Here is a 22,677-nt window from a genome sequence, read left to right on the forward strand (position 1 = left end):
GCCCCCCGCAGGTCGCCGCCGGCCGCGGACGTCCCGCCCGCGGCCGTGCTGGTCGCCAACCAGCCGGAATGGTCGGTGGGCGACCTCGCGTCGGCGCTCAAGCGTACCCTGGAGGACGCGTTCGGGCACGTGCGGCTGCGCGGCGAGATCTCGGGATTTCGCGGGCAGCACGGCTCGGGGCATGCCTACTTCTCGCTCAAGGACGGCAACGCCCGCATCGACGCGGTGGTGTGGAAGGGCACCTTCAATCGCCTGCGGCAGAAGCCGCAGGAGGGACTCGAGGTCGTCGCCACCGGCAAGATCACGACGTTTCCCGGCAAGTCCTCGTACCAGATCGTCATCGAGAGCCTCGAGCCGGCCGGCATCGGCGCCTGGATGGCGCTGCTGGAGGAGCGCAAGCGCGCGCTGGCGGCCGAGGGTCTGTTCGCGGCCGAGCACAAGCGGGCGATCCCGTTCCTGCCGCAGGTCGTCGGCGTGGTGACCTCGCCGACCGGCGCGGTGATCCGCGACATCCTGCACCGGCTGGAAGACCGGTTCCCGCGCCCCGTGCTGGTCTGGCCGGTGCGCGTGCAGGGCGACGGCGCGGCCGACGAGATCGCCGCCGCCATCCGCGGCTTCAACGCGCTGCCGGCCGGCGGCGCGATCCCGCGGCCGGACGTGCTGATCGTCGCCCGCGGCGGCGGCTCGATCGAGGACCTGTGGGCGTTCAACGAGGAGGCGGTGGTGCGCGCCGCCTTCGAGAGCCGGATCCCGCTGATCTCGGCGGTCGGGCACGAGACCGACACCACGCTGATCGACTTCGTCTCCGACCGGCGCGCGCCGACGCCGACCGGCGCCGCCGAGATGGCGGTGCCGGTGCGGGGCGATCTGCTGCTCACCCTCGACGACCTGACCCGCCGCCGCCGCGGCGCGGTGGAGCGCAAGCTCGACCGCCTCGGCGCGGATTTCCGCTCGGCGCTGCGGGCGATGCCCGGCGCCGACGCGTTCCTGGCGGGCAAGCGCCAGCGGCTCGACCTCGCCGAGGCCCGGCTCGCGCCGGCGCTCGCGGGCAACGCCCGCGCCTTCCGCGAGCGGTTCTCGCGCCTGCTCGACCGGCTCGTGCGGCATCCGCCGGAACTGGTTCTGGCCCGGGCGCGGGCGCGGCTCGCGGCGATCGACCATCGGCCGCGCCAGGCGCTCGCCAACCACGCGACCCGCAAGGGCGACGCGCTCGCCGCGCTGAGCCACCGGCTGGTCGTCGCGCGGACGACGACGCTGCGCCGGGCCGAGACCGAGACCGCCCGGTCGCGCGAGCGGCTGGCCGCGTCGCACGCGCGGATGGTGCAGGCCGGGGCCGGGTTGATCGAGCGCCGCAGCGCCCGGCTCGAACGGGCCGGCGGCCTCCTCGGCAGCCTCGGCTACCGCGCCGTGCTCGCCCGCGGCTACGTGCTGGTCCGCGACGGCGCGGGCGCGGCGCTGCGCTCCGGCCTCGGATTGCCGGCGGGCACGCCCGTGACGCTGCAGTTCGCCGACGGGCTCGTGGCGGCCAGGACCGAGGGGGAAGCGGCCGCACCCGCGCCGGAGGGCGCCCCGCCGGCGCGGAAGCGCGCCCCGCGCCGGGCCAAGGCCGCGCCGGCCGCACCCGCACCGACCGCCGCGCAGGGCTCGCTGTTCGAGGCGTAGATCCCGACGACAAAAGACCCGGCGATCGCGCGGGCTCAGCCCGGCCGGCGGTAGTGGTAGCGCAGCAGCTCGGTGCGAAATCCGAGACCGTCGTAGAGCGCCCGGGCGGCTTCGTTCACGGCCACCACCTGGAGGCAAGCGCCGGTCGCGCCGTTGGCGCGGGCCCAGCGCATCAGGGCGCCGACGGTGCGGCGGGCGTGGCCCTGCCCGCGCAGCCGCTCCGGCGTCGCGACGGACTCGATCACCGCGAGCGATCCGCAGATCACCGCGTAGCCCATCGAGGCGGTCTCGCCAGCTCGCTCCAGGGCGGCGAAGGCGCGGGGGCCGCGGATGCGGCCGGTCATCGCGGCGTAGATCGCGGCGGCCTCCGCGCCCGCGTCGGCAAGCCGGGCGCGGAGCGCGAGCCAGCCGGCGTCGGGCGCCGGCATCAGCCGCACGGCCGGATCGAGCCCGGCCGGCACCCCGTCGAGGGCGGCGAACAGGGTGAGCGCATGGCCTTCCGCGCCGTAGCCCCGGTCCGCGAGCGGTTGGTCGAGCTCCGGCGCGAGGCTGACCACCCGCACGATCGCCGGCTGGCCGAGCGCCGCGTATTCGCGCTCGCAGGCCGCGATCGCCGTGGCGGCGGGCCCGCGCGGCCCGCGGGTGGGATTGAGCGAGTTCGTCCGCCGGGTCGGCCCGCCCGAGGCGCGCAGCAGCCATCCGTCGAGGTGATCTTGACGGGCCGCGGGCCATGCGTCGCGGCAGGCCGCTTCCGCCGTCCAAGCGAGGTCGTCGTGCTGTGACATGCCTTGTCCGCGGGCTGCCCGGGGGGCGGTTCCTATCACGGACGGAGGCGGACCCGACCGCCCAGGGTCTTAACGTGTGGTTGTATCGACGAAGTCGAAACCGTATGTGAATTGTTGCTCGACGTTTCCGATCCTCATGACACCTTTGGCAGGCCGATGGAATTCGACGGCATCGACGAGAGAGGACATGCGGCGGAAGAGCTGCATGCCGCCCTCCAGGCGTCGGGCGTCGTCGGCACCTGGGACTGGAACCCGGTCACGCGTCGCGTGCGCTACGACCGGGGGGCCGCCGAGCTCCTGGCGGGCGACGCCGCTTTGGCCGGGAGCGAACTCGAGTTCGACGAGGCGGTCGCCGGCATCCACCCCGACGACCTGCCGTGGATGACGACCGAGGTGCAGCGCGCGATGCGCGTCGGCGGCCTCGTGCTGGCGGAGTACCGCGCCGGGATGCTCTCCGGGCAGCCGCGCTGGGTCCTGAGCCGCGGGCGGGTCTTCCACGATCCGCATGGCCGGCCCGTGCGCAGCACCGGCATCCTGATCGACATCACCGAAGGGCGGAAGGCCGAGGCCGGCTACGTGGTGGCCGCGCCGGATCCGGAGCAGGAGGCGCCGCTGCTGCGCGCCGCCGACCTCTGCATCGCGCTGCATGCCGCGGTCGCCGAGAGCGGGTCCGAGGCCCTGCGCGGCATGACCGACCGGCTGCTGTTCCAGATCGGCCGCGAGATCGCGCAGGCCGAGCGCGAGGCCTCGCGGCACTGACGGCGTCGGCCCGGCAGGTCTGCGCTTGGCGGGTCCGCGCCGGGCGGGCTTGACGGCGGCGATGGGGTTTGCGACGCGCCCGGCGATGCCGCGCCCTGCGGCACGCGTCCTGCCTGAGGGCGCGCGTGCCGCGACCAGGAGAGACCCGTGACCACGACGATCGCCAGCGACCAGCTGCTCCACCTCGTCTTCGGCGGCGAGCTCGAGGACATCGAGGGCATCCGGTTCAAGGACCTCGCCGGCCTCGACATCGTCGGCATCTTTCCCGACTACGCCTCGGCCAAGGCGGCGTGGCGCGCCAAGGCCCAGGCCACCGTCGACAGCGCGCAGACCCGGTACTTCGTCGTCCACCTCCACCGGCTGCTGGAGCCGTAGGGCGCCGGCTGTGCAGAGCGCGGGCCGGCGCGGCGCCGGCCATTGTGACGGTTCGACCGCGCTGATAAGAGCCCGATCGACGCGGATGCCGACGGGCCTGTCGATCGGCCGGTCGTTCCAGGTCTTCAGGACGTGTCTCGGCCCGAGACCCCAAATGTTGAGCCCGCAGGCATGAAGTCTTCGATCAAGATCATCGCCGGCAATGCCAGCCGGCCCTTGGCGGAGGCGATCGCCGGATACCTGGAACTGCCGCTCGCCAAGTGCATGGTCCGGCGCTTCGCCGACATGGAGATCTTCGTCGAGATCCAGGAGAACGTGCGCGGCGAGGACGTGTTCATCGTCCAGTCGACCTCCTACCCGGCCAACGACCACCTGATGGAGCTGCTGATCATGATCGACGCCGCGCGCCGGTCCTCGGCGCGGCGCATCACGGCGGTGATCCCGTATTTCGGCTACGCCCGGCAGGACCGGCGCACCTCCGGCCGCACCCCGATCTCGGCCAAGCTCGTCTGCAACCTGATCACCGAGGCCGGCGCCGACCGCGTGCTGACGCTCGACCTCCATGCCGGCCAGATCCAGGGTTTCTTCGACATCCCGACCGACAACCTGTTCGCCGCGCCGGTGATGGTGCGCGACATCAAGGAGCGGCTGACGAGCACCGACCGCATGGTGGTCTCGCCCGACGTCGGCGGCGTGGTCCGCGCCCGCGCGGTGGCCAAGCGCATCGACGCGTCGCTGGCCATCGTCGACAAGCGCCGCGAGCGCGCCGGCGAGTCCGAGGTGATGAACATCATCGGCGACGTCGAGGGCCGCTCCTGCATCCTCGTCGACGACATCGTCGATTCCGGCGGCACCCTCGTCAACGCGGCCGAAGCCCTGCTCAACGCCGGCGCCAAGGAGGTCTCGGCCTACATCACCCACGGGGTGCTCTCGGGCGGCGCGGTCTCGCGCATCGCCGCCTCCCGGATGAAGGAGCTGGTGATCACCGACTCGATCCAGCCGACGCAGGCCGTCAAGCTCGCCCGCAACATCCGCGTCGCGACGATCGCCCCGCTGCTCGGCGAAGCCATCGGCCGGACCGCGACCGAGGCCAGCGTGTCGAGCCTGTTCGACTAAGCCTTTGCCGGGCGGCCCGAAGAAGGACGCCCTCCCCCCATCCATCCCCCTCATCCTGAGGCGCCGCAGCGAAGCGGAGGCCTCGAAGGAGCCCTCCAGCCTTCGCCGCGGGTTCTGGAGGGCTCCTTCGAGGCCCGCTGACGCGGGCACCTCAGGATGAGGGAGATGGATGGGACGAATGCTCGTCTCAGCCGTCCCGTCCCCGCACGAAGCCCCGCGAGATCAGCCGGCTGCGCTCGCGCGCCCGGCGGTCGGCTTCGAGCAGGTCGGAGAGCGCGTCGGCGATGACGCAGCGCAGGGCGAGGTCGGCGTCGCCCGCGCTGGTGAGGAGGTAGGCGCGGGCGATGTCCTCGACCGGGCAGCGGCCGGGCGGCAGGTCGGCCCGGCGGGCGGGAGCGGAGGCGACGGGCATGGGGTGCGACTCGTTTGAGAACATAACGAGAACACACCAGATCGGTTAAGGTTCGGTCAAGGGGTCGCGGAAGGGGGCGGAGACGGGGCCGGCTCGCCCGAGCCGGGATGCGGCCCCATCCGCCGGCGGTCGTGCTCGATCGCGAAGACGTGGGCGTAGAGGTTGGCGACCCAGCGCCGGCCTTCCACGGTGAGGTCGAGGGCGCGGATCGCGTCGCCGATCACCGGCTCGACCTTGCCCCAGAAGAAGCTCGGGTAGCGCTCGGCCAGATCCGCCGGGTCGACGTAGCCGAGCGGCTCGCACAGGCCCGCCTCCTTCAGCTCGTGGAACAGCGCGTTGAGCTTGCGCGGGTAGAGCGGATCGCCGAGCTGGCCGATGAGGTCGGCCGCGCGCATCAGCCCGGCCTCCGTCGCGGTCTCGGCGTGGTCGCCGTCGTCGGGCACGGGGAAGCGCGTCAGCTCGATGGCGCGGGCCACCCGGCCGGCATCGACGAACTCGTGGTCGGAAAAGCGCTCCCACACCGCGATCTTCGAGCGCTCGACGTGGTGCGCCGTGAGCCCGGCATCGGACGCCCCGCGCGGCAGCCCGACGGTGGTGCCGGCGCGGTCGATCACGAACCGGGTGCGCGTGTCGCCGGCGCAGACGCCGCGGACGTAGCCGATGTCGTGGTAGAGCGCGGCCAGGATCGCGTGCAGCCAGTCGCGCGGCGACACCCCCTGCGCCACGAAGCGCCCGCGCAGGATGTCCTGGGCGACCAGCGTCACCAGGGTGGTGTGGTAGGCGTCGTGGTAGAGCGCGTCGCTCTGCACGATCCGCTCGATCGTCAACCGCGCCGATTCCTCGATCACCTCGACATAGCCCGGCTCCCGGCTGCCGAAGGTGCGCCGGTAGACCAGGGCGAGATGCTCGCCGAGGGCGTTGGCAAGGAGCTTTGTGGCGTCGAGCATAAAAAATTTTACCACAATTGACTTGAGGATGCTTTTTGAAGGAATATATAACCTGAGGTAACGTATCGTGCGACCGCTGGGAGGGAATTTTGGCTACTTATAAATATGACGCTTATGTCCAGAAGAACAACTCGGACGCGTTCGATACCATCTATTCACCGGGAGATTCGGCCCCACCTGCAGGTATATACCGGTGCTAAGGCTGCAATCGTGAAATTGGAATTGCAAACGGGCACACTTTGCCGCCGCAAAGACATCATGAACATACGGCGCAGCAAGGCGATATCCGATGGAGATTGGCTGTATACGCAGATCATAATCCGAAATAATTATAGGCAAGAAATTTGTAGAATAAATGACAGCATAAAAATTTTAAATCTGGCACTAGAGAAGATAAAACTCCTTCTCTAGTGCTGACAAAAAATATATTTAAGTATGGATCACCTTCCCATAAGCATCCAGCACGCTCTCGTGCATCATCTCGGATAGCGTCGGGTGCGGGAAGACCGTGTGCATCAGGTCTTCCTCGGTGGTCTCAGCGACACTGAAAGTCGTTATCCCATAGGACCTTATCTCACAGGAAAGGCGGAGGGGAAAGTAGGGAAAGCGGCTTCGAATCGTCTTCGCAGAACTCGCTGGCACAATCTGGGCACAGTGAGCGAAATCCATGGCGACGATCAGGAAGCGGAACGATCGATGGCACGTCCAAGTCCGGCGCAAAGGCTCGGCGACGATTACGCGCTCATTCCTCGTCAAGGCAGATGCGCAGGCCTGGGCACGGCAGACTGAGACACAGGCGGACCGGAGAGGTCTCCCCGTGGGCCTCAAGATTCTCGACACCCTCACCGTTGGTGACATCATGGTCCGCTACCGAGACACCGTGAGCCCGACAAAGCGAGGAGCCGTCCGTGAGGCGATGGCGATGAAGGTCCTCCTCAAACATGCCATTGGGAAGGTGCCCCTGAGCGCGCTCACGGTAGCCAAGGTGGCCGCCCACCGAGACTACCGGATGCGGACGGTGAAACCTGCGACCATCAACCGTGAGCTGGCCCTGTATCGGCACGCCTTCGAGGTTGCGCGAAAAGTCTGGGACGTGCCTCTCTCCGAGAACGCCTTCGCCCTCGTAGTGAAGCCCAAGGTGCTCAATGGCCGGTCACGGCGTCTGGAGCCCGGAGAGTGGGAGGTCTTACGGGAGGGATGCCGAAGGTCCCGGAACCCGAATGTCCTTCCGATGGTCGAACTCGGCCTAGAGACCGCCATGCGGCGGGGGGAAGTCCTCCGGTTGCGGTGGCAGGACATCGAGTGGACCAAGCGCACCCTGCTCATCCCAACCACGAAGAACGGCCACGCACGGATTATTCCATTGACCGGGAGGGCCTTGGAACTCCTCCGTCAGCGGACAATCGTGGCAATCTCAGGGGAGCTTCGGGTTTTCCCAACGACTGAGGAGGCGGTGAAGACGGCGTGGCGGTGGGTGATGAAGCGAGCCCCCCTCCCCGACTTCCGCTACCACGACCTCCGGCACGAGGCCGTGAGCCGGTTTTTCGAAATGGGCTTGAGCATTCCTGAGGTCGCCCTCATAAGCGGCCACCGTGATACCCGAATGCTGATGCGGTACACCCACCTGCGACCGGAAGCCCTTGCGGAGAAGCTTGCCCGGCTTGGGCCGTTTTGACCCGCTATATACGCAATGCAGAAGTACCCTAATAAAAAGATAGATTCTACGCTTCTATATCAAGCAAAAATTGTCAGGTGAGCCTAAATCACTATGTGGACCTTGCCGGCTCCACGTCACCCAACGACGGCACATAGGCGCACCATTGACAGTAGCCTTTTGCTTCTGTCTGACGAGCGTTTCTCTGCGAGCATTGCGGACAAACTCTCAGCAGCAGCTTCAAACCCGTCAACACGCCCTGACCACGACCAAGAAACGTCACTTCGCCTACGGGTAGTTTCTTCGCAGCGACGGATGTTGGCATGTGATCTCCGAGCGGACACGATCCCTCTGCTACAACCAGTAGGCGAGTTTAGCCATGGCATTTCTGCGTACCAGGGCATGCGTAGCCCGCATCATATGTTAAATCTGCGCCCCAGCAGGGCAAGTTCATTTCATAAGGACAAGGGCGAACGCGCCTACGAGGGTCCAGCCCATCGCACTATTTAAGCCTACGGAGGTCGAAGCACTCACCAAAGAGAAATCGAGAATGGGTGACATTGCCACCAAAGGCCTCGCGTGCAGCTGGTGAGCTGTTTCGCATGCTGAGCCGGCATCATGCCATCCAAGGCGCTCGCTAAACGCGGTGAAGCGGCGGCCGTCGCTCGGGAGAATAGGCTTCTCTGGGAAGACTAACGGTCAAAGCCACGTGCGCTGGGAGACGAAAGCAAGCTGAGACTACGCTGCGGACGCTTCACCAGCTCAACGAAAGTGCGGCGGTAGCAAATGCGGTGTTGGTAGGGCGGGTCTTAGAGATAGCTATGCCGTGCCGCCCTCTCAGCGAAACGGAATGTTAACCACGTTTGGCCACGCATATCCTGGGAGCTGGTAAAAGGGCAACGACCATGCTGGACGTGGTATTTTGGTGCTGTGAGATTGTCGCGGTCGCTGGAAGCGCGGGCATTGTTGTCATCCATTTGCCCAGCCCGCGAGTCAGACACCCACGTATCGAGTGGGATCATTCGTCAGATGCAATAGCTGTAGACTAGGGTCGTGCGTCGGATAAGCCTCTTCTCATCGAGGGATGAGATGCGACGCAGTGTGGCACGAGCTTAAACCCGCCCCTCGGCCTTCGCCATGCTCGCTGGGATGAAGGCGAGGACGATGGCAACCAAGACCCCGAACCAGCACCCAGCGGCCTTCACCGCGAAGTCACCGAAGCGGCCGTGCCGGGTTAGCTCAAGGTTCTGGATCGCTTCCATCGCACCAGCGAGCGCGATCAGCCCTCCCACAATCTGCCAACGGCGGTTCGGGTATCCGAGGGCGAACAGGAAACTCACCACCGCGTAGGCGCCGAAGCGCTCAAGGGAGACCGGGGCATCGCTGACGGGTCGGAGGCCGATGGGCGCGAGCGTCGCGAAGACAACTCCCGCCAGGAGCAGCCAGCCGAGTATGCGGGAGGTCTTCATCATAGGACGGAGGTAACCTGAGCGCTTGTCGAGACTGAGGCGGAGGCAACGGCCGGGCCAGCCTCAGCCGGCGACTCGATGGCAGGCTTGGGGTTGCCATCGTGCTTGGTCGGCGTAGACGGCCGATCCGCCCCGGACAATGCCACAAGCATGGCCTCAGTGCGTCATACTCGGCTTATCACTGTTGCTCGCGTGCTCAGCATCCTCCGGGAGGAACAAGCCGCCAATCGTGAAGGATGAAACTTCCCGCACCTCGCCGTGAGACAGACGCAGCCTCTCGACCTCGACGCGAGACAGCAGGCCGACAATCCGATCCACCCGCCATCCATCAGGCATCATATCTGACACGGTGTGCAACGCATCGTCGTCAGTCTCGGCATAGGTCGCGTAGAGTTTGACCTCATGGCTTCGCTGGTCGTTGGCATCAGGGGCCAAGACGCTCACTCGGTAAGGGATCATAGCTACCTCCAGGTTGGCATCAGGCCGACAAACCCAATGGCACTTATGCTGATGGAATGACGCCTTGCTTTTGTCTGCAACGACCGCGACCCGTTACAGGTCTATCCATAACAGGCAGGCAAGAAGGAAAAAGCCTTCGATTATCAGCGCAACGAAGACTATCATAACAGCAGTGGTGCCCCAGTCGCCTGCCGTCCCTTGTGGCACTTGGTGGTCCATTGCCCTCATCCTCATGGAAGGGTTGCAGCACCAAATCCAAGCCGCAAAGCGTGTCAGGGCAACGCTTGCACCTTCGCCAACATGTCGGAACCGGGTGTGCCGGCGAAGGTGCAGCCGAAATAAACTCGCGGTCTCGGCATTGGAGACGCTGCCTCCGAACTTTGCGGGGCGCATTATAAATTGATGATGTTTGCGAAGATTTTCTGGGTAGGGCTCAACCTTCGCAATTTTGAAGCGCGAATGCTGATCGGCGTCGCCATGGCCGCTCGTGTTCAATTGGCTCCGGTTGCCGGCATACCTTGCTTGCTGTCTTCTCGCCCCGGCCAAACCGTCATGACCGTTGCGGTCGGCTCTTTGCAAAAGCAGCCTGTCCGGTGGCACGGCGGCGGGCCAGCTTCGACATGCTCGCCTCGATGGTCTCGCGGTCCAGCTCATTGGGATCGAAGGGGCCGCCGTACCAATCGAGCATCCGCTTGCGCTCGCGGTGCCGAGGCTTGGTGACAGCCTCCAGGAACTCCTCGAAGCCCATCGTCCCACCCACGTCCTCGGGTGGTGCCCGCCTCGCCCCGTCGAGGAAGCGCGGGTAGGCAACATCGGGGTCCGCCGGGCCGACCTCTTCGACCGTGACGGTATGCTGCCAGTTGTCCCCGAAATCGTATGTATAGGCGAAGTCGATGGTGCCCCGGTCCAGGAGTGCCCCGAGCTTGGTGGTCTTCGCGCTGCGAGTGTTTCCGTCAGGCCACTCCGGGTCGGGGATGGCGTAGCGGACAGCCCCTTCCTGAAACTGGAAGAGGTGGTAGTCCTGGAAGGGCATCGCCGCCTGGATCACCTCATGGAGAAGCTTGAGGCTGGCTGAGAGCGGCACCTCAACGATCCGCCAGACGGCCGGCTCGGTATCGTCCAGGGTGATGCGAAGGCGGGCGATGCGACTCGGCTCGGGCATGGCGCGAGGTTACCGACGAGGTCGCTGGGTGCAATCCAAGAAGAGGCCGTACCGAGCTGATACAGTTGCCAATGTCTTGAAAGCTCCGCTTGCTCAAGCGAACATATAGTTCCGTCGAAAGGAGATTGTAGCTGATCGATGAGGGGTTTAGCTGGACGAGGGCCATCGCGTCGAGTCGCGACGTTCTCCCCCTCGCTAAGTGGCTGGCAAGCGGCTGATGGCAGACCCGGCGGTGCGCGAGGCGGTCGTCCAGCAGGCCGTGAGCGGTCGTGTGGCTTTCAAAGACGCCCAGGCAGTCCACCAGCCAGCTTATTGCCAAATGCCGCCAGCTTACTCGCGCCACCCTATCCACCGCGCCATCGCAAAGACCGCCACGGTTACCACGGGGAACAGAGCGAGGAAGGCCGCCGCACCCTGGAGGTCCCGCTCAGCGGTGCCATCCTCGACGATCACCCGCCGGGCCAGCGCGAGGGTGGGCGTGAGGGCGGCCACAAGGAACACCGTAAAGGCCGCTGACTTCCGCATCCTAGTGGGTCTTCTCACGCCAGGACCAGATAGAACCAGCGAGTGATCAGCGGGCCCTATAATGGGCTAAGCCCGTCGTAGGTGAACGCCTCTGACCGCTCATACACCTCAGCCCAAAGCGGAGCCACCCGACCTATCCTCGCGTTGATAGCTCTCCTACCCTCCAGCCTGTGAGGTCGCCCTGTGGCACTTGGAACCGTCTCGGAGCTACGCCGGCCCGTCCCGCTCGGGTTGGCCATCGCTGTCGTCGCCTTGCTCGCTGTCGGGATCATCATGGCCGTCCAGCAAAGCAATGAGCGCCGGTCGCATGCTCGGCACATCACCATGCTCGTGACAGCCCAAGAAGACCTCCGGCGGCAACTCGCACAGCAACAGGCGACGACAGGAACGCTCACCGAGTTGCAGGCCAGAGTCGCCGCAAACGAGCAGGAAGGTAAGCTAGCCACTCAGAAGCTCGTGACAGCTCGGGAGGAGCTTGCCGCCTTAGATCTGCGCCGCAGCGAGTTGCAGCAGAGAGCGGAGGAAGCTGACAAGATGGTCAGCGCCCAGGCGCAGCAGCTTGTTGCTATTCAGGCGCGGGCTCAACAGTCGAGCGATGCTTTGGCGACGACTGAGCGAGATATAGCTCTCGTACAAGCTCAGAGATATCAGTTTGAAAATGATGTAGCGAAGTTGAACGCGGAGAAGCTGAGTAGCATCTCTGAGCTGGAGGCTGCCCGGAACAAGCTCGCAGAGACTCAAGGCCAGATTTCCTTAGCTGCGGAGGGTTTAAAGGCGAAGACGGAGGAGTTGGCAACGCTTGACAAACTGCTCAGCGTAACGCGCCAGCAGGTTACCGCTCAGAAGGAACCTACCGGGAGTGCAGTCGATCAGAACCGCGAGGGTGATCCTGAGACGAAATCGGCAGCCCCGGTAGCCAAGTAGATCTTAGCACCGGGCTGTGTCTCAGCTACCGTCGCCCGGAGTGAAAGCGGTAACGCCAGCCCTCCTCCTGCTTGCGCTCCTCCGCGCTTTCCTCCGGGACGGGTTCTAGACGCAGCAGGATCATCGCGAAGCCGTTCTGCTGGAGGTACACCTGCTCGAAGAGGGCCGGCGCGCGAAGGTCGCGCTTCACATCGATCCAGAGGTCGGAACTGCTCGCGGTGATGTCGCTCACGATGTTCGGCCGATAAGAGCTGCTGCGATAGAGCGAGTGTGCCGGGACCGGGCTTCCGACTGCGCAGATGACGGGCGGGAAGGAGAGGCTGCGATAGCACCGCTGCACCCGTCCATTACCCACCACGACGATGGCGATCCGCTCGGGGTGGTACTGGACATAGGCGCGAGCCGCCGTTTCCTTCCCGACTGCAAAGTCGCCCGAGAGTGCGAGAACGTGTTGCAGATGAGGCTCGCGAAACGCCGTCATAGCTGCCCGCAGTAGGTGTGGGGGCATCAGCACGAGATTGGCGAAACGGTTGGCCTCGACCTCTCTGCGCTGCCGCTGGTCACCCTCCTCGGCTGTTACACGCATTAGGTCAGATTTTTTGCACAGGAAGCGACCGGCCTGATCGGGAATATGGTGCGCCATTAGGAAGTGGCCGAGTTCATGCGCGATAGTGAAGCGGCGACGCAGTTCGCCCCCACGCTTGGCGAGGATGATGCCCTCGGACCGGGTCGCATCGGTAACGAGGCTGCCCTCGAACTCGTCAGTATCGAAATCCTCGATTCTGAGGATGCCGAGGCACGCGCACAAATCTAGAATCGGCACGGGCACCTGAAGGTTCGGCTCGGCTTGAAGGATGCGTTTCACAAGCGCTTCAGGTGAGCGCGCATCCGCCAGATCCTTCCTGCTGACCGGCATTCGCTGAGCCCCTTCCTACACCCAGATCGATTTATCAGGCCGGGACGCACCGGCGATCCTGAGACCGGACTGCCGGGAGTTCGTGCAGGCGGTAACCCGTACAAAGAGTCAATACGATCGAGCTTGTCTTTTGATTATGGACCGCCGATGCTGACAGGCACCCTCACCAAGCCGTCCGGCAAGAAAGCTGACCCGGAGCGCCACACGACGGACGCCGCTGTCGTCGCGTCCGGTGCTGGTGTTGCATTGAGGACGCGTAGCATGGCTGCAACTGCGGGTAGCCTCAAGGAAAGTATGAATGCTATCGCATCGTCGCGGGCGAAGGTGGACAAGCTACATAGCAAACTCGGAGCCGAAAAGCTGACGCCCGAGGAACAGCGCCGCCGGTTCATTGAAGCGGCGCCTAAGGCTGGTGCAAGTGAGGACGAGGCCGACTTTGATGCGGCGCTGAAGCTGATTGCGAAGACGCCGAAGCAGGGGCAGGCCTAGGCCCCCCGCTTCGGCTAAACCTGCTTACTTCGCCTTCGCGGCGATGCCCTTCAGGCCAGCATCGTAGACGCCTGCGATCGCGTCCTTGGCCTTGTCGTCGGGAGCGCCCTTCGCCTTGAAGCTGCCGGTCCACGTGACTATGGAACCGCTACCTTCCTTCTCGACCATGATCGTGGACCTGTAGTCCTCCACCGGCAGCGGTCCAGACAGGATCGTGTAGGTGTAGGCCATCTTCTTATCGTCGCGGTCCTGCTCTTGCTCGACGAGCAGTCCACCGCCTTTTAGGTGAAGGGTCCGTTGCTCTTTCCCGCCGTTCTTCGACAAGGCGCACGTCTCAATGACCGGGTGCCAATTGCCGATGCCACAGAAACCGCCGATGGTCTTCCACACCGCATCAGGTGAGGCCGCGATCATAGTGGTTTTCGTTACCTCCAATGCGAAGGCAGGCGTACCGGCGACAACAGCCAGTGCTACTGCTGGGATGGCGGATTTGAACATCTAGCGTTTCCTCAATGATGGTTCTTGAGCGCGTCTGAGCACGCCAAGGAACCAGCTAGCGCACAATTGAAGCGAAGCTATACCAATCGTGTATGTGTGAACGGGATAATCGCTAAGGCATGGGCCGGTGACGTCGCAGTCAGAGCCTCAGCTTGCTTAGCCCAAGTTGGGCGTGCGCCTCAGCGGGCGTCATCAGCCGAACGACCTCATCCGAATAGCCAAGCTCACGCAGCGCGGCGCGTTGCTGATTCGTGATCATCAACGACACGGCGGGAACTGATGTAGGTTGGGTCTCCGTACCACCCGGCTGGGCGTCATTCGCTTCGCCCAGACGGTCAAGATATGCTTGCTCTGCCGCTACCTGATCGAAGAGCGCTTGGAGATAATTGTCGGTCCCTGTCATCGGCGATGCTGCCTGCCTCCCTGCTGTGCCAACGGCATATTTGGCCGCCCACCCCTCTATGGCACCCCGTGTTCCCATTCATCGCGTGCCGAATTTTTCGCATGAAGCACGGACTTTTGGCGGCCTGAGCGGTAAGGCTGTCTATCGAGGAGGCTACTCACAGGCGATGCACATCCGGCCCTACAAGTGCGAAGTTGACCGAGTTTCGGTTCTTGCGGTCTTCGACCGTACGTTCCCCGACTCTCATTCGTTCCTAGAACGCTATGAGCAGACCATGGGGCGTCAGCATCTGGAACTTCTTCTGGGATGCTCTGAAACCCTGATTGCTGAAATCTACGGTTCTGTGATCGGCTTCATCACCTTGGATGGTAATGGTTATATCTCCGCGTTGTACGTAGATCGCCCAAAGTTCGGTCGGGGAGTTGGGTCAACTCTCCTGCATGCCGCACAAAATCGCCATAAGCGATTGAGACTGCACGTATTTGCAGAAAATGATGCAGCCGTTCAATTTTACCGGTCGCAAGATTTTGCGGTGATTGATGAAGATCAGCAAATTGATAGTTTGGGTTATCGACATAGACGGTTCGAAATGTTTCGGTAAACGGTAAGCTTACGAGTCTCCCACTCCCCGATACGAGACAACAGCAATCGCGATACGACTCGTATTCGTTGCTGTTGATAGGCTCTTGACCCGATCCCTTCCACTCTTCTTAGCAGAGTACAAGGCGAGGTCGGCGGTCTTAAGAAGTTGGAAGGCTTCGGGCTGCTGTCTTTGCGAGTGGCCCAAAATAGCTGTTGTACCAACGCTGACACTTATTCTCGTGCCATTTCGGAATCCGGGGTGCTGCAATCCTAGGGTCGCCACAGCCGCGCGGATCGCCTCGCCAGCGGAGTGGGCCACTTCAATGGTTGCCAGCGGTAGAAAAGCGGCGAACTCCTCACCGCCGTGTCGAGCCACGAGGCCTCCGTATGGCGCGAGGGCTTCCCTCAACGCCTCCGCCACCAAAACTAGACAGCGGTCTCCCTCTGCGTGCCCAGCGGTATCGTTGAGGAGCTTGAAGTGATCGATATCAACGAGGATCACGCCTAGCCATTCCTGGCGTTCCTTCGCTTCTGCCCATGCGTTCTCTAGCTGTTCCGTGAAGTGTCGGCGATTAGCGAGGGCGGTGAGTCCATCAGTCTGAGCGAGCGTGGTGAGACGCATGTTCGCTTGAGCGAGAGCGCCCGCTTGCATCTTCTCCCTCTGGACCACGAGGAACCTCTGCTTGGCCTCCCACTCTCGGGAGTAGCTCACTTTGAGAGGTGCGAGGATTAAGCAGGAAACTAGCAGCGGAAGGCCGCTGCCGCTCGCTTCCGTGAGGCCAAATCCCACCACAAGGCCGACGTAAAGGACTAAGGATGTCCCGCAGAACCAGAGACTGTGCCGGAAGGGTAGTGGCGCAATTAGACCGCAAACCAATGGGACGATGGCAGCAATGATCACGTAGCCATCACTGCGCAGAGCTGGGACCAAACGGGCACTGTTGAGGACGATGGCTATATCCACCAGTACGACCCCAAGCGCTGCTAGGGATTGCCGCAGGACCGTAGGGTGCCCTCGCAGGAAGACGATGGCGGCACATGCAAGGGGGCAGAATACGCCCAACGTCAGCAGAAATGGGACGAGCGCTGCCTCTGGGCCGAACGCGTCGTAATCCATTGGCAGAGACAAAATGTTGAAAAGGATGAAGACGCCCAACCACGACCGCACATAGCTGCCGCCTTGCCGGCTTGTTTCCATTCGGTACTTCGCTTCAAGCTCGATAGGCAGGCTCAAGCAATACCAAGGACGGCACAAGGCTTTCTCTATCTGGGCATGCATGGCTGCATCGAGGCTACCTTGGCGGAGTTCAAGGAAGCCTTAGCCTTCATCTATTTCAGAATGATCAACGCATTTAAGGCATCAGCTATGCGCTCTGCCTTAACAGCCCCGCAAGGTCGTCGCACGGAACGCCATATTTCGCAAAGGGGGCCGGGAAGCCGCCTTTATGCCGCTTCAGCGCCGTCAGGGACTCTGGGCCAGCCCGAGCCCAGGCCGAGTCAGCGCCGTCTAGTGGTCGAAGTCTGACGGATGGTACCCAAGTCTATGAGGTGGCCTAGGGTGAAAACAGGCTTAACAAACCCAGCCGCTTAGCTCTTGGCCTGCGCTGCATCGAAGCTGGCCACGGCACGATCCGGTGCAACCTCTCTCCAGCGACGTACGAGGAAGGGCCAAAGGGACACAGTCTCCAAGGCTGCTAATCGACCAAGAACGGCAGGATACCCCTCGTAGTGGGTGGTGATGTGGAAGACTCGGGGATCGGCCGCAAACAAAATCTCGCGTTCATCCGGCGGCACGCTGTGAAGAACGAGGCTGTCATCCTCGGCACGTAGGCGTGTCATGAGTTTTCCCCTCACCTTAAGGGCGGGCGTCCCGTAGGATGTCGCAGCCTCTATGTGGAGCAGCTTCAACCCAATTGCGAGCACGTCATCCCAGGTCATACCTGATCAATCGCTGATTGAGGCTGAGGGTAAACAATCCTGCTGGACCGAAAGGCCTTCACACCATAGGTGCCAAACGTTGGATTTTGACCACTAGGAGGGCGTAGATCTTTTCCATGGCGTGCTGTAGGGGCGAGCGCCCAACTCGGCAAAGCTACTGCGGCAGGTAATTTACCGCCATGCGCTAAATCAGAGCTTGGTTTAAGCGGCCTCCAACTCGTGCCAGCTCGCCATGAAGGAAAACCCTCGGCGGAAGAAGTAGGTATCTCTCTTGTGCGTGGCAGCCTCGGCTTGATCAAAGTCAAAGCCGAGCGGTTTATCAAAGGGAGCCTCAAATGTTCTCGCGAAAAGCCAGTTCGAGCCATCCAGAAATGCTGGGATTGGCTGGTCTTGGCGCACCGCACAGAACGCAGTGTCGTCACTCACTTTAGAAAATATGTAATATATTTTGTGAGTGCACATCGGAAGGCCCTCATGCAATCGGAATCAATATCCGATCGTCAACTATTGGGATGAAATCAGATCCTCCCTCAATGGTCAAGCTTCTGCCGCAATCTTTGGAGGGTTGGTTCTGCTTAGGCGTGATCGAGCGGGGCCTCCGGCATCAACTGTTTTCGATCACAGTGAAAAAGGGCCAACGCAACGCCTTCGCAGCACGCTTTAATCTCAAGACTGCGGGTGGAGGGCGGAGCACGTCAATCCCTTGCCATTTCCGAAGCATCAGGTTGGTTCTTCCGGCTGCGCCCAACTCGCCTCTGGCCGGTACCAACCGTCATCGTCTTTCGTATCCGGATTGCAGATCGGGAAGGCGCCCTCGTTTATCGAAGGATTGGACCCGGTGGCGAATGGACTGCGGGGAGCGGCAAATCTTGCAATTATGATCGAACGGTGAGCAGCCCCCGTAGAAACCATATTGCTATATGCAACCGAAGGTTGTATAGATATTCAAGGTGATGCATGGCCTGCGTCGAGGGATTGGACTTGAACGTGAGCCGGTTGGCAGGATGGCCATGGCGATCGATGATGATACGCTTGAACGGCATGCCGAGGCTTCAGCCTTGCGGGTGCTCATGCAAACGGTAGCGGTTCTGGTGTTCGAGCAGAGCGGCATGTCGCCGGTACGGGTGCGTGCGCTTGGACAAAGTCTAAGTGCCGAGATGTCGAGTATCGAGATCCCTGGGGCCAGCTACGCCGATTTGGAGATGATCCGCGAAGCTAACGCAGGAGCAGTCATCGCCGCGTTCAGCAGCGTCGCTGAAGCCATGCGGGATGATCAGGATATTGCTGTAAGCGCTTAATCCTGCGCAAATAGTGCGGTCGGCTGCTACCATCACCAGTGGGGAAAAGCTGACGATTGGTACCCGCTTTGAACATCCGTACCGGTCGGTATGCGGACGTGCCGCTTGGGTGATCGGATCGCATAGGAGGATGCCCCCCGGAGAACGGGGTCTTCCGCAATCTTGCCTCTGAACATTCCACCTCAGGCACTGTTGGCGGTCACATGGGACCCATCATCGTCATCGCGGCATCAGCCGGCGGCCTCGCACCGCTTCGACAGATCATCGGAGGGCTACCGGCAGGTTGCTCAGCGTCGGTATTCATTGTCTGGCACATCGGCCGTCATCCCAGCATCGTGCCTGAGATGCTGAGCATGACGAGCCGCCTACGCGTTTCCCATGGCGAGGATGGCGAGCCCTTCGAGGGCGGTCGCGTCTACGTCGCTCCTCCCGACAAGCACATGCACCTGGATCACGGCGTGATCCGCCTCGATCAAGGGGCGAAGGTTCACTTCACCCGTCCTGCGGCGGACCCGCTGTTCATGTCGGCCGCCGAGGCCTACGGCGAACGCGTCGTTGGTATCGTGCTCAGCGGCTATGGTGCGGACGGTGCAGATGGTTTGGCGACCGTCAAGGCACGCGGCGGCTTGGCCCTCGTCCAGAAGCCTGAGGAGGCCGAGCAGCCTGCAATGCCTTGGGCGGCAATCATGGCCGATCATCCTGACGCCAGCCTGCCGGTTGCAGAGATCGTGGCTCGCGTGGCGGCATTGGTCAAAGGCTGAAGCAGCGCGGAGGGGACGGTACCAAGTGTTAGGTTCCGACCACTAGTTGGCTGGTCAGGTTCATGCTGGTCATCTTGTTCCGCCCCGTGGGAGGACGAGGGAATGTAGCCCGCTCTACCCTGCTCGTAACCAAGCTGTCGGAATTGTCCGGGCTGGCAGGGGAGGAGCATCGTGCGGGACGCCTTCGTCGGGTTCTACTGGACGCTGCCGATTAACTCGCTGGCTTTCCAACCCTGCCGAGGGACGTAGACGCATTAGCGACGGCGAGCAGGACGATCCGCTACCAGCGTGAGCGGGTGCGCCAACACGTCCGAGAACTGGCGGGCGAACTCGTCGGCGAGGTCGCTTACATGGACTCGCAACCGGATCGCGCGATGCGCGCCGTCCGCGATGCGATGCGGAGTGCGGCGAACCTCAACGATGCCACCCTTCTATATGTGGAATTCTCGCAAGTTCATTTCTGGCGGCGCATCCCGGAACTGCCAGAGTATATCACACTCTTGGGGTCGTAGATAGGTCCAGCAGAATACCTTTATAGAATAAAAACAATTTCTTTAGTAATTAAAATTTTATTTTGGCATGCGAGCGAGTAATTCGTGTTTTAATCGCGGATCGACAGTTAAATCCGATTGATTTATAATCATACTTGCGAGTTGCCTAGAGTTTCCTCGAAAATTATATTTTGACTGCATGACGAGAAGCAAGAACTGCATTAGATAGTCTTTTCCCGAAATTAGGCGGCTATCTACCGCTCCTTTTTGTAATAGCTCATTGATCACCGCGCTTCGTGCGCGCTTTATATCAGCTAGCGATCCTAAAGTTCTGAGATGCAAGTATATTTCACGAATTCGATTTATCAACAATCTGTTGTCCACTACAAGCTTCTGACGGTCAATCAATCGAATCAATGAATATCCCACGGTTTCACACGTCGCATTCATCCGCATGCAGATAGCGTACAATATAAAAAGTGGTTTGATGTCACTCTCAAACGTAGCAAACATCGTTGCGGGCAAGCTTTGAACAATTTCCGCATGACTTTTTTCCGGAGCCAGAATTTTTGCCGTGTCAAGGACCGCCGCGTAATGCCACGCAAAATTCTCTATCGAATAACAATTAAGGTAATATAAATCCTTAATTTCTGCTAATCCGGCTGAAAACCAATCGAAATCACCATCAACCAAGAAAAATCTCTTCCTTGCACCGTCATTCTGGAGGCGCAGCGCTTCTCTAACAACGTTTGCTTTGCTGCCAAGTGGCGTGACTGCTGCTAGCCGAATAGCTCCGCCAAAAACTTTTCGGACGATCATTTCGTATAGGCCGACAAGGGTCCGGTCTTCGACGTAAATGTCTATATCATTGGAGGTACTATATAAGGCGGCGTAAGCTGCCATTGCTCCATCGGAAAACCTGAAATTGCTCATTACGATAGTGGGATCAGACGATCGGTACGATTGAATACAATCTCTGGGGAATGTGTTGCAAGAATCATCTGAGTATCAGGGCTTGCCTTACGGATAGAGGGTACAAACTGCCTTTGCCACTTAAGGTGTAAAGAAAGCTCTGGTTCGTCAATGAGTAGAATATTAGCTCCACGCATTTGGCGATTAAATACAAGGTGAGTTATTAAAACGAATAACTGTCGCTCCCCTGAACTCAGCGCCGTGATTTCCGATAGGTCTCCAGAAGGAAGGCTTACTTGAACTGAGTTGTTCGTGAACACTAGACTTTTTCGGGAGTCTTCGAGGAACCCATTTATGATCGATTTATAGCCTTCAATCGGCTCGGAAGCCATTCTTTCATCGTTGTTTGATTTCTCAATTCGACTTAGAGCACTTTCCATCATAAGCAGGAAAGGCTGCATCTCGAAAAAACGCTTCATAATATTCATGAGAGCATCTGAAGGTATATGTTTAGAGTCTTTTGATCTGTTTTTTTCAAACCTTCTCATCGCCTTTGATGCGCTAGTATGCAATTCTTCAATTTTATTGAAAAAAGGGACAACTGCCGAGACAATATCTTCGTCAGAAATATTAATTTTTACAAGTGCATCGGTAATAGATTCAAACATTTGCTTGTATTTGTCTAATGAAGAGTCGTTCCAATCTTGTCCAGCTTGAATTGGAGAGCCTTCGGGAATGTGAAACAAAGATAATACAAATTGGTTGCGAAGTTTCTCAAAGATCTTGTTCTTCTTCGCGCTTAGCTCAGAAAGCTCGGCAACGAGGATGCGTTCGGCTTCCCAAACCGCATCATCGAGCTGCGTGCGAAAATAAGGGTGAACGGTCCTCATGCGAGATGGCGGCACGTGGCTTCCGGATCTCGGCGATTTATGGGGGTTGTCGAATGGAGTAAGCGTGGTACGGTCAAGGCCTAAGAATATTGGTGCCGGAAGTTTCGATATAGCCAATAAAGCATCATTACTTTCAATGTATTTTTGAAGTCTATGGGCTGCTTCGTCAACGTCCATGCCAAGGTAACGATACGATTCATCGGCAGCGTATCGGGAGATCGCAACGATATCTCGGTCTGAAATGTGGCTACTGCAACTAACTCCGCCCGATATGCTAATATTGATTTCTCCCTCTTGGTACTTTGCGCACGAGATCGACCACGACTGTCCTTCGTGCTCGAATTCCACACGTAATATATCGAAAGCTGCGCTTGCAAGCCAAACGGGATCAGGTGTCAGCAGAGCAGCAATAGCCCGCAACGTACTTGTTTTACCCGAACCATTAATGCCATGCAAAAATGAAACGTCGTCATATAAATTGATGTCAAAATTTAGATAATGATTTAATCCTGCGCAAAAAAACGATCTAAGCTTCATGATAATTAAATACCATCTGTAAGGTCAACGTCGCGAACGATTGAGCCGCTCTGACGATGATTTAGTTAGAAACTTATCATTTTGCCCAAGTGACGCAAGGCAAAACACTCATATTGCATAAGTTTCATTTCACCGTTCCGGCGAACGCTTAAAGCCAAAAAATTTCACGCATCCGTCTTAAGTTACTCTAGGAACAGGTTTAGTTGCGATACGTTCAATGCTCGGAAGTATAGAAATCTGGGAATCAATGATCCGGTGCCTTTCGGGCACGCCACTTCCGTTTCATAGGCAGAAACGGTGAAATCGAGTGTAGCGGCATAGGTTGAGCCTGCGCTAACCGCCTCGCCCTCTAGCTGTTCCGCATGGTGCAGCGACGAGTTCCAATGCGAAGCACTCAAGAAAACGGCGAGGCGGAATCGAGCGCAGGACCCTTGGTGCCCTTCTAGGCTTCAAGACGAATGCAGCATGCCTCTGAGATGGGCCGGCGATAGAATGAGCCCTTCGCTCGTGGTCACCCAAGGCGTCCCGGTGCCTTCGTTGAGCGCCTTAAGGGCCTCGTCCAGCGCCTCTTGGAGGCTGGGCAGCTCCCTTGGCTCTGTCGCCTTCGTGCTCATGTCGGTGGGCCATACGGTCAGCGATGCTGGACCAGGGACGGGCTGACGTTGATGCATCATACTTCTAAGAGGGCCAATTGCTGCCGCGAGATTGCTGCG

At 60.7% G+C, this 22,677-nt stretch carries 23 protein-coding genes; 10 read left to right on the forward strand and 13 right to left on the reverse strand.

Annotation, left to right across the window (positions count from 1 at the left end):
- The coding region (xseA, locus tag FV227_RS06995) for an exodeoxyribonuclease VII large subunit (RefSeq protein ID WP_348643781.1) at positions 1-1,662 on the forward strand (1,662 nt) is incomplete at its 5' end.
- 35 nt (positions 1,663-1,697) lie between these two features.
- Here the strand turns inward: xseA and FV227_RS07000 are convergent.
- Positions 1,698-2,447 carry a GNAT family N-acetyltransferase gene (locus FV227_RS07000; protein ID WP_147858631.1) on the reverse strand — a complete coding sequence of 250 codons (750 nt, stop codon included), beginning with the start codon at positions 2,445-2,447 and terminating at the stop codon, positions 1,698-1,700.
- A 156-nt stretch (positions 2,448-2,603) separates the two neighbouring features.
- Here FV227_RS07000 and FV227_RS07005 point away from each other — a divergent pair, with 156 nt between their 5' ends.
- The 3 genes from FV227_RS07005 (at position 2,604) to FV227_RS07015 (ending at position 4,697) form a co-directional block, all read left to right on the forward strand.
- Positions 2,604-3,206, forward strand: coding sequence for a PAS domain-containing protein (locus tag FV227_RS07005; RefSeq protein ID WP_147728056.1), 603 nt, complete (start codon positions 2,604-2,606; stop codon positions 3,204-3,206).
- Between the two features lie 147 nt (positions 3,207-3,353).
- Entirely contained in the window at positions 3,354-3,581 is a 228-nt protein-coding gene (locus tag FV227_RS07010; protein WP_147728057.1) for a DUF4170 domain-containing protein, read from the forward strand.
- 171 nt (positions 3,582-3,752) lie between these two features.
- Entirely contained in the window at positions 3,753-4,697 is a 945-nt protein-coding gene (locus tag FV227_RS07015) for a ribose-phosphate pyrophosphokinase (RefSeq protein ID WP_147728058.1), read from the forward strand.
- Between the two features lie 187 nt (positions 4,698-4,884).
- Here FV227_RS07015 and FV227_RS07025 read toward each other — a convergent pair whose 3' ends face one another.
- Together FV227_RS07025 and FV227_RS07030 are read right to left on the reverse strand one after the other, a co-directional pair.
- Positions 4,885-5,109, reverse strand: coding sequence for a hypothetical protein (locus FV227_RS07025; RefSeq protein ID WP_147728059.1), 225 nt, complete (start codon positions 5,107-5,109; stop codon positions 4,885-4,887).
- Positions 5,110-5,165: 56 nt separating this feature from the next.
- Positions 5,166-6,056: a metal-dependent phosphohydrolase gene (locus tag FV227_RS07030; protein ID WP_147728060.1), complete on the reverse strand. Its 891-nt coding sequence runs from the start codon at positions 6,054-6,056 to the stop codon at positions 5,166-5,168.
- Between the two features lie 667 nt (positions 6,057-6,723).
- Between FV227_RS07030 and FV227_RS07045 the strand changes: the two genes are divergently transcribed.
- Entirely contained in the window at positions 6,724-7,731 is a 1,008-nt protein-coding gene (locus FV227_RS07045; protein ID WP_147858633.1) for a site-specific integrase, read from the forward strand.
- A 1,091-nt stretch (positions 7,732-8,822) separates the two neighbouring features.
- On the opposite strand, the gene FV227_RS07055 is transcribed toward FV227_RS07045, so the two are convergent.
- The 3 genes from FV227_RS07055 to FV227_RS07065 all read right to left on the reverse strand — a co-directional run bounded on the left by FV227_RS07055 (position 8,823) and on the right by FV227_RS07065 (position 10,800).
- On the reverse strand, positions 8,823-9,182 hold the full coding sequence (locus FV227_RS07055) for a hypothetical protein (protein WP_147858635.1): 360 nt from the start codon (positions 9,180-9,182) through the stop codon (positions 8,823-8,825).
- A 153-nt stretch (positions 9,183-9,335) separates the two neighbouring features.
- A complete protein-coding gene (locus FV227_RS07060) occupies positions 9,336-9,638 on the reverse strand; it encodes a hypothetical protein (RefSeq protein ID WP_147858636.1) in 303 nt (100 codons plus the stop codon).
- Between the two features lie 550 nt (positions 9,639-10,188).
- Positions 10,189-10,800 (reverse strand): plasmid pRiA4b ORF-3 family protein, encoded by a 612-nt coding sequence (locus FV227_RS07065; RefSeq protein WP_147858637.1) that lies wholly within the window; start codon positions 10,798-10,800, stop codon positions 10,189-10,191.
- A gap of 798 nt (positions 10,801-11,598) precedes the next feature.
- Here FV227_RS07065 and FV227_RS07075 point away from each other — a divergent pair.
- Entirely contained in the window at positions 11,599-12,249 is a 651-nt protein-coding gene (locus tag FV227_RS07075) for a hypothetical protein (RefSeq protein WP_147858639.1), read from the forward strand.
- 25 nt (positions 12,250-12,274) lie between these two features.
- Here the strand turns inward: FV227_RS07075 and FV227_RS07080 are convergent, their stop codons facing one another.
- Positions 12,275-13,165, reverse strand: a complete 891-nt coding sequence (locus FV227_RS07080) for an ImmA/IrrE family metallo-endopeptidase (protein ID WP_147858640.1) — start codon at positions 13,163-13,165, stop codon at positions 12,275-12,277.
- Positions 13,166-13,312: 147 nt separating this feature from the next.
- Here FV227_RS07080 and FV227_RS29735 point away from each other — a divergent pair, with 147 nt between their 5' ends.
- A complete protein-coding gene (locus FV227_RS29735) occupies positions 13,313-13,654 on the forward strand; it encodes a hypothetical protein (RefSeq protein WP_246686622.1) in 342 nt (113 codons plus the stop codon).
- 24 nt (positions 13,655-13,678) lie between these two features.
- Here the strand turns inward: FV227_RS29735 and FV227_RS07090 are convergent, their stop codons facing one another.
- Together FV227_RS07090 and FV227_RS07095 are read right to left on the reverse strand one after the other, a co-directional pair.
- On the reverse strand, positions 13,679-14,152 hold the full coding sequence (locus FV227_RS07090; protein ID WP_147858641.1) for an SRPBCC family protein: 474 nt from the start codon (positions 14,150-14,152) through the stop codon (positions 13,679-13,681).
- Positions 14,153-14,291: 139 nt separating this feature from the next.
- Complete coding sequence (locus FV227_RS07095; RefSeq protein WP_147858642.1) at positions 14,292-14,555, reverse strand: hypothetical protein; 264 nt, start codon at positions 14,553-14,555, stop codon at positions 14,292-14,294.
- Here FV227_RS07095 and FV227_RS07100 point away from each other — a divergent pair.
- The gene (locus tag FV227_RS07100) at positions 14,539-15,156 is read left to right on the forward strand and encodes a GNAT family N-acetyltransferase (protein WP_147858643.1); all 618 of its coding nucleotides are present in this window, start codon (positions 14,539-14,541) and stop codon (positions 15,154-15,156) included. The two genes, FV227_RS07095 and FV227_RS07100, sit on opposite strands and share 17 nt — an antisense overlap.
- A gap of 9 nt (positions 15,157-15,165) precedes the next feature.
- Here the strand turns inward: FV227_RS07100 and FV227_RS07105 are convergent, their stop codons facing one another.
- A complete protein-coding gene (locus tag FV227_RS07105) occupies positions 15,166-16,293 on the reverse strand; it encodes a diguanylate cyclase (RefSeq protein ID WP_348642516.1) in 1,128 nt (375 codons plus the stop codon).
- 431 nt (positions 16,294-16,724) lie between these two features.
- Positions 16,725-17,075 (reverse strand): MmcQ/YjbR family DNA-binding protein, encoded by a 351-nt coding sequence (locus FV227_RS07110; RefSeq protein WP_147858645.1) that lies wholly within the window; start codon positions 17,073-17,075, stop codon positions 16,725-16,727.
- 1,010 nt (positions 17,076-18,085) lie between these two features.
- Here FV227_RS07110 and FV227_RS07120 point away from each other — a divergent pair.
- Positions 18,086-18,373 carry a hypothetical protein gene (locus FV227_RS07120; protein ID WP_147858647.1) on the forward strand — a complete coding sequence of 96 codons (288 nt, stop codon included), beginning with the start codon at positions 18,086-18,088 and terminating at the stop codon, positions 18,371-18,373.
- Between the two features lie 203 nt (positions 18,374-18,576).
- Positions 18,577-19,134 carry a chemotaxis protein CheB gene (locus FV227_RS07125; RefSeq protein ID WP_147858648.1) on the forward strand — a complete coding sequence of 186 codons (558 nt, stop codon included), beginning with the start codon at positions 18,577-18,579 and terminating at the stop codon, positions 19,132-19,134.
- A gap of 569 nt (positions 19,135-19,703) precedes the next feature.
- Here the strand turns inward: FV227_RS07125 and FV227_RS07130 are convergent.
- Both FV227_RS07130 and FV227_RS07135 read right to left on the reverse strand, forming a co-directional pair.
- Positions 19,704-20,528, reverse strand: a complete 825-nt coding sequence (locus tag FV227_RS07130; protein WP_187274716.1) for a DUF4435 domain-containing protein — start codon at positions 20,526-20,528, stop codon at positions 19,704-19,706.
- A 29-nt stretch (positions 20,529-20,557) separates the two neighbouring features.
- Positions 20,558-21,964, reverse strand: a complete 1,407-nt coding sequence (locus FV227_RS07135) for an AAA family ATPase (RefSeq protein WP_147858650.1) — start codon at positions 21,962-21,964, stop codon at positions 20,558-20,560.
- Between the last annotated feature and the right edge of the window lie 713 nt (positions 21,965-22,677).

Source organism: Methylobacterium sp. WL119, assembly GCF_008039875.1.
In the GTDB taxonomy this organism is placed as follows: domain Bacteria; phylum Pseudomonadota; class Alphaproteobacteria; order Rhizobiales; family Beijerinckiaceae; genus Methylobacterium.